This window comes from Hufsiella arboris, from assembly GCF_009834875.1.
Classification (GTDB): domain Bacteria; phylum Bacteroidota; class Bacteroidia; order Sphingobacteriales; family Sphingobacteriaceae; genus Hufsiella_A; species Hufsiella_A arboris.
Genome location: NZ_WVHT01000002.1, coordinates 233,949 through 246,772, shown reverse-complemented (window position 1 = coordinate 246,772; position 12,824 = coordinate 233,949). Strand labels below are relative to the sequence as shown.

Below are 12,824 nucleotides of genomic sequence, written 5' to 3'. Positions count from 1 at the left end.
GGTCATAATTGGTATAACCAAAAGTCAGGATACGCCACATTCAAAGCGAGCAAGCCGGATAAGTCCGTTAATTTTTCGGGAACCCGCAATCATCGCCGCAAATTTTTCGCCCAGCAGGATCGTAACCACGCTGCCGCCGAAAAAAGAACAAAACAAGTTTCAAAAACACCACTCTTACACTAAGCCTGAGTAAGCCAGTAACCTGCATGGCAAAAATATTTATCACCTGTACCCTTGTATTAGTAAAAAAAACCGGTGCACGTTTGTGACCAGTTAACCAAAACCGCTAAAAACCTAATTGTAACAAATACACTAAGCATATGAATTCAGGCCAAACTCTTTCGCGATTCCTGCGGGAATCAACCGGTCAAAACACCCTTGCCGGGACACCGCTCGCCTCAGTCCTTGAAGCTTTCAGCGGTGCCGCCGTCCGATTAAGCAGCCAGGTAAGCCAGGGCAGACAGCTCCTCTCCACAGCGGCAACCAGTTACAACGCTTCCGGAGAAGCGCAGCAGGCGCTGGATCTACGGGCTAACCAGCTATTTATCTCGGCATTAAAAGAAAGCGGACTTTGCCGCACACTGGCTTCTGAAGAATCGCAGGAATTGCTTACTCTTAATAAAGACGCACCGTACCTGATTGCCATCGATCCGCTTGACGGATCCACCAATGCCGAAAGCAATCTTCCGATGGGAAGTATTTTTTCAGTTTACCAGGCACCTGCGAAAGAAGACATCTCGAAAATGCCTTTTCCTGCCGGCAAAGAACAAATCGCCGCGGGCTATTTTCTCTATGGGCCGGCGACCATGCTGGTCTTCACCGCCGGACATGGCGTTCATGGCTTTACCCTTGACAGAACTACGCAGGAATTCCATCTCAGCCATCCCGGCCTGAAAATCCCTCACGCAGGCAGCTTCTACTCCATTAACGAAGGGTACTATTCCCTGTTCTGTCAGGGCACCAAGCGCTTTATTCACTATTGCCAGTATCCGGACTATGAAACCGGGCGTCCCTTCAGCAGCCGCTACAGCGGAGCCCTGGTGGCAGACCTGCACCGCATACTTCTGGACGGCGGAATTTTCCTGTACCCGGCCAGCAGCAAATATCCGCAGGGCAAACTGCGTCTTCTTTACGAATGCCAGCCACTTGCCCTGATCATTGAACAAGCCGGCGGACGCGCGACAAACGGAACAATGCGCATTTTGGATCTTCAGGCCGCAAACCAGCACCAGCGGACTCCCCTGCTGACCGGCTCGGCCAGTCTTGTCACCCTGGCCGGCAAAATCATTCATCCGGCACTTAAGGCCAATCTAGATATCAATAACCATTTTTTTATGAAAAACCTGCAAGCAAACACCCTTAACCTGTCTTATCTCGGCTTTCCCGGCAGCCAGTCCTATCATTACCAGCTTCCTGTTGAAGAACTCCGTCAGCATATTGTTGCCGGCGGCGAAGGCCGGCTTTCTAATCACGGAGTATTGGCAGTTTCTACCGGAAAATTTACCGGCCGTTCGCCCAAAGACCGGTACATCGTTCAGGACCGGCATACCCAGGACACAGTCTGGTGGAACGATATCAATATTCCGTTCAGCCCGACCGCTTTTAATTTCCTTTACAACAAAATGCTCCACTACCTGCAGACCAGGACCGTCTTTGTCCGTGACGCCTTTGCCTCGGCCGAGGAAGACAACCGCATCAGCCTGCGCATCATCAGCGAAAAAGCCTACCAGGATCTGTTCGCACACAATCTCTTTATCCGGCCGGCAGCGGACACCGAAAACCAGCCGGAGTGGACCGTCCTGGCTGCGCCCGGCTTTAAGGCAGATCCCGCGCTCGACCAGACCAGGCAAGCTAATTTCTCCATTATCAATTTCTCCCGCAGGATCATTCTTATCGGCGGAAGCGGTTATACCGGTGAAATCAAGAAAGCCGTTTTCAGCGTTCTCAATTTCCTGCTCCCGCAGCGCGGCATCCTGCCCATGCATTGCGCGGCAAACCTGGGAAAAGAAGGCGATACCGCTATATTTTTCGGATTATCCGGCACCGGGAAAACCACCTTATCCGCCGATCCCGTAAGGCGGCTGATCGGCGACGATGAGCACGGCTGGAGCCGGAAAGGCATCTTTAACTTCGAAGGCGGATGCTACGCCAAAACGGCTGGGCTCTCCCGGCAAAATGAACCGCAGATCTGGCAGGCCATTCGCCCGGGAGCTTTGCTGGAAAACGTCGGTTTCCATCCTGACAGCGACCAGGTCGACTTTAACGACACCAGTATTACCGAAAACACCCGGGTATCCTATCCCTTATCGTATGTCAAAGACGCAGCCGACCCATCCACCGGCCCGGCGCCGCGAAATATCTTTTTTCTCACCGCCGACGCCTTCGGTGTCCTTCCGCCCGTTGCCAGGCTAAACATGGAACAAGCGCTCTATTACTTCAGCCTGGGTTACACCGCCAAAGTTGCCGGAACAGAGTTCGGAATCAACGAACCGCAGGCTACTTTCTCCCATTGCTTCGGCCAGGCCTTTATGCCCCTGCACCCTTCAATCTATGCAGGCCTGCTCGGCGATCTGATCAGCGAACACCAGCCAAACATCTGGCTGATCAATACCGGCTGGACAGGCGGCTCGTATGGCACAGGTCAGCGCATTTCTCTCAGCTATACGCGGGCGATCGTCCATGCGGCACTTTCCGGAGAACTGGAACAGGCCGGCACCGGATTACTGGAAATATTCAAACTTGAAATTCCTAAAAGCTGTCCGGGGGTACCGGCGGAAATCCTCGACCCGGCAACCGCCTGGACCGACAAGGAAGCATACCGCCAGGCAGCAATCCAGCTGGCAGAAAAATTCAGAAGGCAGCTAAGCAGCATCCTGCAGAAAACAGACAACGACTAAAGCACCAGCGCCGTCTCCATCTTGGCCTCCCGCATCACAAACGTACTTTCCAGGTGGGCGATCAGGCCGGTAGAAAAGATCTTTTCCATCAGAAAGTTATGGTAAGCCTGTAAATCGCTTACCGTAACTTTCAGGATGAAATCAAAATGGCCCGAGGTATGGTAACATTCCATCACTTCGTCCAGGGCCGACACCGTCGACTCGAACCGGTAAAGCCCTTCCCGGGAATGATCCTTCAGCTGTATATTGGTAAAAGCCGATAACTTGCGGTTCATGCGGTTATAGTCAAGAATTGCTGCATAGCGCCGGATGATCCCATCCTGTTCCATTCGCTTGATCCGCTCGTAAATAGTGGAAATAGACTTGTGAACTTTCAGGCCGATCTGCTTACAGGTCTGCCGTGCATCCTCCTGAAGGAGGCAAAGGATCTTTAGATCCAAAGAATCTAATGTCATAGTAAGAAGGGGTGAAATAATTGGTTATAAAGGATTAAGGTAGACATTTTCTTAAATAGCATCCAAACTCCCGCAAATATTTGCGAAAAACCAGTTAGCCGCGACAAAGCACAAATGAAAAATTGAGCTAAGGCCAAAAATAGTAACGCTCGCAAGCATGCAGCAAGCGGCCGTTACAGAAGTAAGATCTGGTATGGCACCCGACTTAACGCTATTATGCCTGAATGGACTCTATTTGAAACGTAAGGGTAGCTTTACCACCCTGTTTGGCGAACTCTAAATCGACATCTATTGTTCCACCGGCATTAATCACATCGGAAAGCCTGATTTTTCGAAATATTCCTTTAAAACGATCATCAGCATTTGGCCAGTTGTCATCTTCATTGAGCGATCCCTCCAGGGTAAAAAAAGCCCGGTTATCGTCATAAGGCATGGTAAAGATTCGCGTATATTTATCGTCTAAAATAACGGCGCCCGGCTTGGCAAACAACTCTTTATCTCCTTCATCAAGTTCTATATAGACTTCATCTGCGTCGCTTCCAATTGGAATTACAGGAACTACGCTGAAAATTTTGCTTAATACGGGAACCTTAAGAGGCTTGTTGTAATGATACCGGTCCGAAATTTCAACATGTTTGCCATCAAAAGCACGTATGCGGGCACTTCCATAGTATTCCTCCGTGCTACCGCTATCGCTGTTTTTATTACAGGTCAGACTCTTCAATGAAACCTTAAAGGTATTGCCCTGAACATCGACTATACTCGAATCCATTACCAGCCCGGAGCTGATCTTTGCAATATCGCCATTTAAAAAACTCAGGTGATAGCGTAAAGGATAACCCCAACTGTTTTTATAGTTGGTGGCCTTGCCAAGAAAACCGGAGATCTCATGTTTTATATTTTTCAAACTGAGCCCGTCAAAGCCGATTTCTTTAGCACCCCAGACCTTTATATTCACTGACTTCGTTTTGTGAAGACTGCTATTTTTGATTTCCAGACCGGCATGCGCGCCGGCAAATCCTATTTCAAACGAAGCCTCAAAACCGAAATCATCTTTCGTTAATACCGTATCCGACTCTATCAAGATAAGAATACGCTGGCCGAAAGTCACGCGTGAAACCATTACCCAGTCTTTGTCTATCTCGACATTGGCATCTTTGAAAAAAGTTTCAGGCTGCTTTTGCGGCATTTCTATATTAAGTGCATATAACTCGTTAGTAACATCGACAAGGTATTTGCGGCTGGTGCTTTTTTGACTGGAGGAGTAAAATGCCTCCATCTCGGCGGTAAAATAATGGCCTCCTGCATTCACGTGCAGATAGAAGTCAGTTTTGCTGAAGATTTCATTGATTTTAATTAAAGCGTCTTTACCGACGGGCGCATCCTGTCTACGGGCACGCAGTTTTTCCATGGCAACGGCTATTGTCGATTCATCGGGATCATCAATAACGACACTTGCATTGTTGACAGGCAGCCTGTCGGCATACAAAACGACCGGATTCCTCGGAAGATCAATTTTTTTATACTTCGACCCGGCAATGTCCTTCAGATCATAGATCAGGCCCGGTTTTAAAAGGTCGGCAAGATCGGTATTGAAGGAACAGTTGAAGTTGTCTGTATTTATTTTACAAGTAACTTGCCTGGTGATAGTTTCAGGAGCGCCCTTTGATCCGGGAACTGGTTTGGCTTGTTTAACAGAAATCCTAAGCCCATCCTGTTCCGCTGCTTTCGGGTCGTTTTTTTTCGAAACTTTCTTCTTGGCTCTGGCGAATTTCAGCTTTATTAAGTTTTTTCCGACAGACAGACTGTAGTCCGGGTATCCCTTTTGAATTTTAATTTTTTTTGTTTTTGAAGATTTGCTGGCCTTGCTGCCTGCTTTTGCAGCGCTTTCAATAATTGTTTCCATAATTGATAATTTAGGGTAAGAAAATTTGTTGGCTAATCTGCAGCTGAAACAGGCGGTTGAAAATGAATGCGCCCTATCGTTTGAAAACACACAGATTTATTCATTCACAAAGTAATTTTCCCGGGGCGAGAATTTGTTGTAAAAAAGCGTCAATTTAAAAAGCTGCCAAGTTGGAATTTAAAATTACCTGGTTATAGAGCTGGTATTCTGGAGCACAAAAAGTGGATGGAGACTGTAAACTGAAAGTCTGAAATTCCTTATTAAAATGGGCAGGATCATAGTAACCGCAGTGGTAAACGATTTCCTTTAATGCCCAAGGATCTGCATGATTCATCAAAGCAAGGGCATGATGAAGTCTCTTGATCCGGGCGTAAACTTTGGGCGTGACGCCAACCTGTTCTGTAAACTTTCGCTCAAGCGTACGCAACGACATATTTGTATGCCAGGCGAGATCTTTCATGTTTATCAGCCCGTCAGTGACTATCAGTTTACGGCAGGCTTCCCTTATCTGACCGTAATCATACCGTTCAGAGCATAGTCTCACCAGGAAAAAATCATTCAATACAGAAACCTGTGCTGCAAAATCTTTTGCTTCTACCAGTCGTTCAAGAAACATAAATCCTTCAGAAGCGCCGGTTATAAGGGAAAAGTCCGGAAGCTGGTTTGTCAGCTCAGCCATATCTCTGCGAAATAAGGCGGAGAATCCCACCGGCTTAAATTGAATAATGATCACCTGTACCTGTTCATTTCCCTTAAAATGAAAGGTATTGGCAGATGTTGTCAAAGCATTGTAATAGGCAAATGCGGACTGACCTTTTGCAGAGATAGGACCGGATAAATGTTCACGGTCATGTTGCAGCTGAACCGGACCTAAAAAAAATGAAACCGCTGGTCTGTCGTAAGGAAGAAATCGCTGCTCCAGAGAAGGCAATATGGATGTGTGAAAAGAATGATACAAATATTGCTCTATATACTTTCGTAATGCAGGATGCGGGGCCGATTGCAAAAAAAGCATAGCTCGATTGAGTAAGGTTGGTTTTTAATCTTCTGAGCAGAACGACGACAATGTCCGGTACAATTTACCAAATTGCTACTACATCCAACGAAATTTTTAAATCTTATACCTGATTAACAGATACTTAACAAAACAAACTACAACACGGAAACAAATTGCCATTCGCTGAAAATTATGTTTTTACTCGTCCGGAACCTGGTAAAGGCAGTCTCGATAACTACTATTAACATATTCTAAAAAGACACAGCCGTTTCCTGGCCCGGATGATCCCGGTTCTCTCCTGGTGAAATACCCGCAGTCAGCTGAACCTCACCAGCTTTATAATTCCTGCCGCTACCTGTTTCCACGCCCGGCGCGGAACGCAGGCAACGAAGCTCGGTATTCAGCAAGCTTTCAATATCCGACTTTATGCGCAGGTAATTTTCCTGTACGTCCTCCTCGCTGACCCTTGCAATCCGGGGCAGCGGCCGGTATAGACCTTCCTCGGCTGCAATAGCCGCGTGATCATTACAGACGGCACTTTGAAACACCTTCAGATTTATCTTTTCTTCCGGGTTATCGGCTACCATGCCGGCAAATTCGCCTGATGACAGGGCGGCTATCTTCGACTGCGGCACCGCGTAATCCAGCTGCCAGGATCGCGTCAGCGAAACATCCGAGCTATTGATACTGCGACTGCCCCGCTCCTGGTTGATCTTACCCAACAGTTCGGAAAGCCTGCGCGCTGTATCCCCCGTCACCTGGCCGCTGATTATATTTCCGACAATACCCGTGATCACCTCGGCCTGCTCAGCCCCGTAATCCTTTTTCAGCTGGCTGTAGTCCTGCACGGCCAGCGTTGTCGCTACACGGTTACTGCGCGCCGTAGCGATCAGGCTATCCATATGATTAAAATAGATCGTAGGAAACTCATCGAATACCAGGCTGCTTTTCAGCTGATCCTTCCGGTTTACCAGCTTGATCATCCGCGAAATGTATAGCGACAGCACCGCTCCGTAGATTTGAAGCTTTTGCGGATTATTACCAAGGCAAACCACCTTAGGCTCCTCCGGATTATTGACATCCAGGGTAAAATCATTGCCGGAAAGCACATAATAAAGCTGCGGTGAAGAGAGCCTGGCCAGTCCGATCTTCGCACTTGCCACCTGTCCCTCCAGCTGCTCCCGCGCCTTATTTTGCCAGGCCGAGATAAACGGATTGATCAGTACCCGGATCTCTTCCTGCCGCTCCAGCACAGTGAACAGCGGGTCATAATCAGCCTGCATCAGCTCTATCACATGCGGCAGCGTGCAAAATAGACCGTCCCGGTATTTTCGCAAAAACCAAATGATCGCTGTCAGGAAATTTATCGGACTTTCAACAAAGAAATCGCCCTGCTTACGAATCCAGTCCCGGTTCAGACCCAGCATGATCGTGCGGCTTGCCTCCGTCGCATCGGTAATGTCAGTCATTGCCGAAGGGTCAAGAGGATTACAGCGATGGCTTCGCTCCAGATCATCAAAATTGATCACGTAAAAGGCTGGCCTCACCTTAAAGGCAGACTGGTAACGCAAAAGTTTATTGTAAGCGATCCTGCTCAGGTCATCGTATTTGAAATCATAAACGAACATGGAAAATCCCTTAGACAAATGCTGATCAATGATATGGCGGATCACAAAATAGGACTTTCCTGCTCCCGGCGTCCCGGCAACCAGTATACCCCGGAACGGGTTAATGATGTTAATCCAGCTTTTACGCATCCGCCCTTTAAGACGATAAACGGCCGGCAAGTTCACTGAATATTCGTTTTCAAGCAGCCGCTCCTCCTGGGGAAAGGTTTCGTTTTCCGTATTAAAAACATCCGCTGCGAACCGGTCAAAAAGAATACGCGAACACATTACCCCTCCTCTGATAATGGCCAGATAAGCTGAAATGGTCACTACCATATATAATCCCGTCAGCCAGCCCGAAGAAACAGTCAGGTAAAAAATCGCACTGCTGACAAAAAAAACAGCCATGCCCGAACCAAGCCAGATCAGCGCGTCTTTCAGCCCAAGGCCTTCCTCCTTGCGTCCTTTAACGGCCGATAAAGAAACCGCCAGCAGTACCAGGCTCCCCGCCTTCGCCGCAAGACCGCTATGAAACAACGGCGTATCGGCCAGCGCCCGCAGCACCTGGTCGCTCGGAAAACTTCTCAATCCCATCCCGGCGAACACCGCATAGCAAGCCAGGTAAAAATGTAAAGCCAAAACCGATACGCTTAAAAGGCGCGTCAGATCAGCGATCTTGCGCAAAGCCTGCATGTCTTCCCCTGTATTCATGACCAAAATTTAAAGCCGACCGTTTCATCCTCTTTTATAAGCTCCTGCCTCCTGACCGGGTTACCGTCCCTTTTTTCTTTTTACGCCTGAGCAAAGGTTGCTGAATATCTTCATGAACTTTACTGAGCAGGACATCGAGCAAGTCGCTTGCAACCTTTGTGTCCATAGCCTCGGGAGAACTTCTGACAGAGTTTTGAGATGCCTTCTGACTATGTTCAAACAGTTCCGAGCGCTGGCTGATGCTCCCATGTTTCAGGATGTTTGCAAACCGGAACGTTTCGTCCATTCCCCTTTTGTAAGCAAATAGCTCATCGAATAGCGTTTCCGACCGGTGCTTAAACGCTACCCGGTCAAACTGCCCGACCTTTTCACTGTGCTTTGCGTTACTGCCTTTTGAGTTATTCAGCGGGCTGAGCTTAATGCTGTTGCTTTGATCTTTCCGGCTGACGATGACCTGGAGATGCATCTGCTCGCCAGGTTTTGCCTGGCCCCGTTTAGCCATGCCCCTTTTTACTTCCTGATCCCGGAAGGAATAATACCGCCGGTTTTCCAGCTTGCCGTAATAGACCAGGTCGCCGTTGCTGCTGATCCTATCCCGTTTAAAGTTTCTTGCATAGGCATTCATTACTTCATTAGCATAGGCTTTGAACTGCGCTTTAGCTCCTTCCCTGCCATAGCGGTCAACCAGGTGGTTAATTTCTTTTTCACTGGGCGAGATATTGATCAGGTAAAATTTAGCTTCATCACCAGCCAGCTTCCGGATATTCCCATCAATGCCTGTCCGTACCTCATACACCTTGATATCGTTTCGTTTTTCGTTGAACCAATACTCGGGCCTATAGTCCAGCCCGCCAATCTTTTCAGCCAAAACGTTTTCCTTTTCCAGGTAGGCAACCAACTGCCCGCAGCTTCCCTTATTATTTCCTGTCTCGCTTTTACTGATCTGAATAAACATCCATTCGCGCTAAATGGTCAATCTTATTTTTATAAACTATCGCTGGCTGCTTATAAATTCTTCACCTGCTCCCGGATATGCTTATTCAGGCTGTCCTTATCCGCCTGCTTGCTTAACACGCCCAGCTGATCACGGGCTTTGATATAATACTCCATTAATTCCTGAAAGCGGGATTTCAAAAGTGCCGTTTCATAGCGCGCCCGGTCCGTCTTTTTAAAAGATTCAACCAGCCAGCCGATTCCGCGTATTTGATTTTGACAGGCATCCCGCTGCTCCTGGTTGTGTTTAACAACATGCGAAATCAATTCGACCAGTTTCACACTCGTTGCCAGCAGTTTCTCCGTGTCCTTTTTAACCGGGATGAATAAATCCTGTTCCTGAGCCCGGATGATACTGATAATACTATTCGTCTTTTTCTGCAGTTCTGTTTTCAGCAATTCATCGCTCAGATCCCTGGGATCTTTCTTTGATCTATAGAAGTACTCCACCATGTACCGGAAAAAGTCCAGTTTGGTTAAGCCACACTTTAAAGCAATCGCCTGTAGTTTTTCATCCGTTTTAACCGAGAAACGGATGGTCTTTACTTTTTCCTCACTCATCACAAAATGAAACCACCACTTCGCAGCCTCAATTGAGCAGTAGTAGCAAACAATCTTAAGAATCAGAAAAAACACGGTTTGACAATCACCAGCAGGCTTGCCTAAGATTGATTAATCAGCGTATACCCGCCGGTATACCAATAAAGGCCTAACAAAACGAAAACGGGGGGCAAATATACCGCAGGTATCCTGTAAACGGCCCTGCTGGGCAGGGCAAGCAGGAAAGTCGGGTGCAGCCCGACTTCCGCTTGCTCCCCTGATTAAGCGACTAAACGATGAATATACAACGTGTATTTTTTGTCAGATATATGATTGCCTATTAAGCCGCCTTAACAACCGGTTTTGATTAAAGATTTCGTTAAACTTTTTTATAATTTAATCGATATCAGTTTGAACGGCCAGTGCAATGACATGATGGACCATAAATGTATCAATCAAAGAAAGTGCATAGTCACGGTCGACCGGCAGAATATCTGGCTTAAGTGCAAATACATCGATATATTCTTCCGGATTCCACAATTCGCGCACTAATTCGGGATGTTCAGGTTCAACTCTTTCTATTACACGCTCAAAAGCTGAGTTGGCCGTTTCAATAAACTTTTTTCTATTTGCCCCGGTTAACGGCAAGGAAAAGATTTCGGCTGTGGACTTCTTTTTCATGGATTTAATTGGTTGATTTTCAGTGGGCGTTATCTTCTTCTTTTTCAGCCGGTAGTCCGCAAACATGCTTTCATGGCCGTCAACATTGGCGAAAACCATTGTAAAAATTTCCAGTCTCGTTTCAGCGTCAAATATTACATTGCTGTCGTCTTGCTGCTGCACAAGATACATTTCCCATTCTACCGGCTTGATCTTGTGCATGTTGTCAAAAAGAAGTTTTGCAAGTTGCAATTCTGCATCGGAAGCCTTTAACAGTCTAGTCCACTTTCTAAACCCTGCCATTTTCGCAATAAGATGCTGGGCATACATTAACGTCAATTTCTCTTCGTCCGGATCGAAGTCTAATGTAATTTGGGTAACGTCAAAAAATCGCGGGGTGTAATCGTACCACTCGCCGTCAAAAAATTGGGTTTTAAAATCTCGATGAAGATTTTTTGCTTGGAGTTTGAAATAATCGATGATGTTCATAATACATACCTTATTGCTGTCCTCATCATCCGAATAATTTAGCGTTCGTAATCTTGGTAGGATAATAAGCGCAGCGGGTCTGCATTATTAAACCATTGGCTGATGAAATCTTTGCACGAACGAGCTGGCTTGCCAAAAGCACAAACAATTATACTTAGAAATTTTAAGTATTAAAAATAAAAGTGCCGATTGGAAAATGAGCAATGTGCAGCCTTAAAGATTGTAAGGCCTAATTCACTATATGTTATGATCGAACATCATAGGGCGGTTCTGAGATCGGCCACCATTAAGAGGCTGCTTCTAATTCCCCCCCTTTTGGCTTCAAACTTTCGAAAATTCAGTCAGTGTATAAAAACCAATTGATACGAATAATCGAATCCCCAGGAATCGGCGGGAACATTTAGTTTGACTTACTGCTAAGCCGAGCTGAGATTCAGGGTGACGTGGTAATCTTCGAGATTAAAACTTCGCAGACAGGAAATTTGACCTAGTCAAGTAATATTCAATACCATCTCTTTCAAATTCCGCCAGTAAATGATACTCCCTTTCCTGGGATGATAAGATGGAACATATTTGATAAAACCCTTTTCTGAAAGCTCCTTGATACATTTATGATAAGTAGCAATGGATGCAATGCTTGAATAGTTCATTAGCTGCCTGCGGGTGACGTGGAAAGGGCTCACCGAACCGCTTCTGCGAAAACAAACGAACAGTGCGGTAAATAAACTGATATGAGTAGCCGACAACTGCTTATCAGCCGAGATTCGCAAAACCAAAATAGTAAATCCTTTAGTTTCATTGCTCATCGTTTAGCCTCCTTTCCCTACTCGGGCGATATTTCTTCCGCTGTTACTGCTTCCCATCAGCTTGTCAATGTCTTCCTGCCTGTAGTAAAGTATTCCTCCGATCTTGTTAAATTCAAGTAATCCGTTAACACGCAACGACTGAAGCGTACCTGGTGAGATGCTAAGCATCTTACGGACCTCGCAGCTGCGTAGCCATTTTTTTGCCACAGGCTGTTTCAATTCCATTAATGCCCGGATCTCGGCGATCAGCTCTTGTTTGAAATCGCTGAGATCCTGTTTTGTTATCAGTTCTGTTGCATTCATGTTTTCGCTTTGAAAGTTGAAATGAAAGTGCATAAACTGTTGTCCTATCGATGACAATCACCAGACAAGTCCCGTCAATTACCTATACTTTAAAAAAGATTAGTGCTTAGCAGCTGAACAGTTTTGAACTGTAAGAAATTACAATTAATTTTAAGTCGAAAACAGTCAGGCTAATAAAAGTGAGTTTCCGGTGAGTAAGCGAAAATTACACTACAAAATATAGCGATTGGCAACTGAAACGGGAATAGTTCATTACCCTCTTTCTCCGCTGATAACTATATTAAAACTTATAAAAAGCCTGTTAATGTATCATTAACGGGCTTTTTTGTTTTTGGACCACACCAAATTATTAGTCTAAAACCATATTTCTGGTTAGTTATTATCCAAAAGCACAACCCACCAGAAACTATCTAAACTATGATCAGTAAACCCAGCGCTATGCGAAAATCTTAGATATCAA

General features: G+C 46.3%; 10 protein-coding genes. 1 reads left to right on the top strand and 9 read right to left on the bottom strand.

Going from position 1 to position 12,824, the window contains the following annotated elements:
* Positions 1 to 320: 320 nt before the first annotated feature.
* Entirely contained in the window at positions 321 to 2,897 is a 2,577-nt protein-coding gene (gene pckA, locus GS399_RS04825; RefSeq protein WP_160843466.1) for a phosphoenolpyruvate carboxykinase (ATP), read from the top strand.
* Here the strand turns inward: pckA and GS399_RS04820 are convergent.
* The 9 genes from GS399_RS04820 to GS399_RS04780 all read right to left on the bottom strand — a co-directional run bounded on the left by GS399_RS04820 (position 2,894) and on the right by GS399_RS04780 (position 12,364).
* Positions 2,894 to 3,352 (bottom strand): Lrp/AsnC family transcriptional regulator, encoded by a 459-nt coding sequence (locus GS399_RS04820; protein WP_160843465.1) that lies wholly within the window; start codon positions 3,350 to 3,352, stop codon positions 2,894 to 2,896. The genes pckA and GS399_RS04820 overlap by 4 nt on opposite strands.
* A 214-nt stretch (positions 3,353 to 3,566) precedes the next feature.
* A complete protein-coding gene (locus GS399_RS04815) occupies positions 3,567 to 5,258 on the bottom strand; it encodes a thiol-activated cytolysin family protein (RefSeq protein WP_160843464.1) in 1,692 nt (563 codons plus the stop codon).
* Between the two features lie 154 nt (positions 5,259 to 5,412).
* On the bottom strand, positions 5,413 to 6,273 hold the full coding sequence (locus tag GS399_RS04810; protein ID WP_160843463.1) for a helix-turn-helix domain-containing protein: 861 nt from the start codon (positions 6,271 to 6,273) through the stop codon (positions 5,413 to 5,415).
* A gap of 233 nt (positions 6,274 to 6,506) precedes the next feature.
* Positions 6,507 to 8,573 carry a conjugal transfer protein MobC gene (gene mobC, locus GS399_RS04805; protein WP_160843462.1) on the bottom strand — a complete coding sequence of 689 codons (2,067 nt, stop codon included), beginning with the start codon at positions 8,571 to 8,573 and terminating at the stop codon, positions 6,507 to 6,509.
* A 34-nt stretch (positions 8,574 to 8,607) separates the two neighbouring features.
* On the bottom strand, positions 8,608 to 9,528 hold the full coding sequence (locus GS399_RS04800; protein ID WP_160843461.1) for a DUF5712 family protein: 921 nt from the start codon (positions 9,526 to 9,528) through the stop codon (positions 8,608 to 8,610).
* A gap of 50 nt (positions 9,529 to 9,578) precedes the next feature.
* Positions 9,579 to 10,202 carry a BfmA/BtgA family mobilization protein gene (locus GS399_RS04795; RefSeq protein WP_160843460.1) on the bottom strand — a complete coding sequence of 208 codons (624 nt, stop codon included), beginning with the start codon at positions 10,200 to 10,202 and terminating at the stop codon, positions 9,579 to 9,581.
* 300 nt (positions 10,203 to 10,502) lie between these two features.
* Positions 10,503 to 11,255 carry a hypothetical protein gene (locus tag GS399_RS04790; protein WP_160843459.1) on the bottom strand — a complete coding sequence of 251 codons (753 nt, stop codon included), beginning with the start codon at positions 11,253 to 11,255 and terminating at the stop codon, positions 10,503 to 10,505.
* A gap of 491 nt (positions 11,256 to 11,746) precedes the next feature.
* On the bottom strand, positions 11,747 to 12,061 hold the full coding sequence (locus GS399_RS04785; protein WP_160843458.1) for a hypothetical protein: 315 nt from the start codon (positions 12,059 to 12,061) through the stop codon (positions 11,747 to 11,749).
* A 3-nt stretch (positions 12,062 to 12,064) separates the two neighbouring features.
* On the bottom strand, positions 12,065 to 12,364 hold the full coding sequence (locus GS399_RS04780) for a helix-turn-helix domain-containing protein (RefSeq protein ID WP_160843457.1): 300 nt from the start codon (positions 12,362 to 12,364) through the stop codon (positions 12,065 to 12,067).
* Positions 12,365 to 12,824 lie beyond the last annotated feature (460 nt).

Bases quoted from the DNA above. Each gene is read 5' to 3' on its own strand.
- GS399_RS04810 (WP_160843463.1), bottom strand. From the start codon at position 6,273: ATGCTTTTTTTGCAATCGGCCCCGCATCCTGCATTACGAAAGTATATA.
- GS399_RS04780 (WP_160843457.1), bottom strand. From the start codon at position 12,364: ATGAATGCAACAGAACTGATAACAAAACAGGATCTCAGCGATTTCAAA.
- pckA (WP_160843466.1), top strand. From the start codon at position 321: ATGAATTCAGGCCAAACTCTTTCGCGATTCCTGCGGGAATCAACCGGT.
- GS399_RS04820 (WP_160843465.1), bottom strand. From the start codon at position 3,352: ATGACATTAGATTCTTTGGATCTAAAGATCCTTTGCCTCCTTCAGGAG.
- GS399_RS04785 (WP_160843458.1), bottom strand. From the start codon at position 12,061: ATGAGCAATGAAACTAAAGGATTTACTATTTTGGTTTTGCGAATCTCG.
- mobC (WP_160843462.1), bottom strand. From the start codon at position 8,573: ATGAATACAGGGGAAGACATGCAGGCTTTGCGCAAGATCGCTGATCTG.
- GS399_RS04790 (WP_160843459.1), bottom strand. From the start codon at position 11,255: ATGAACATCATCGATTATTTCAAACTCCAAGCAAAAAATCTTCATCGA.
- GS399_RS04815 (WP_160843464.1), bottom strand. From the start codon at position 5,258: ATGGAAACAATTATTGAAAGCGCTGCAAAAGCAGGCAGCAAGGCCAGC.
- GS399_RS04800 (WP_160843461.1), bottom strand. From the start codon at position 9,528: ATGTTTATTCAGATCAGTAAAAGCGAGACAGGAAATAATAAGGGAAGC.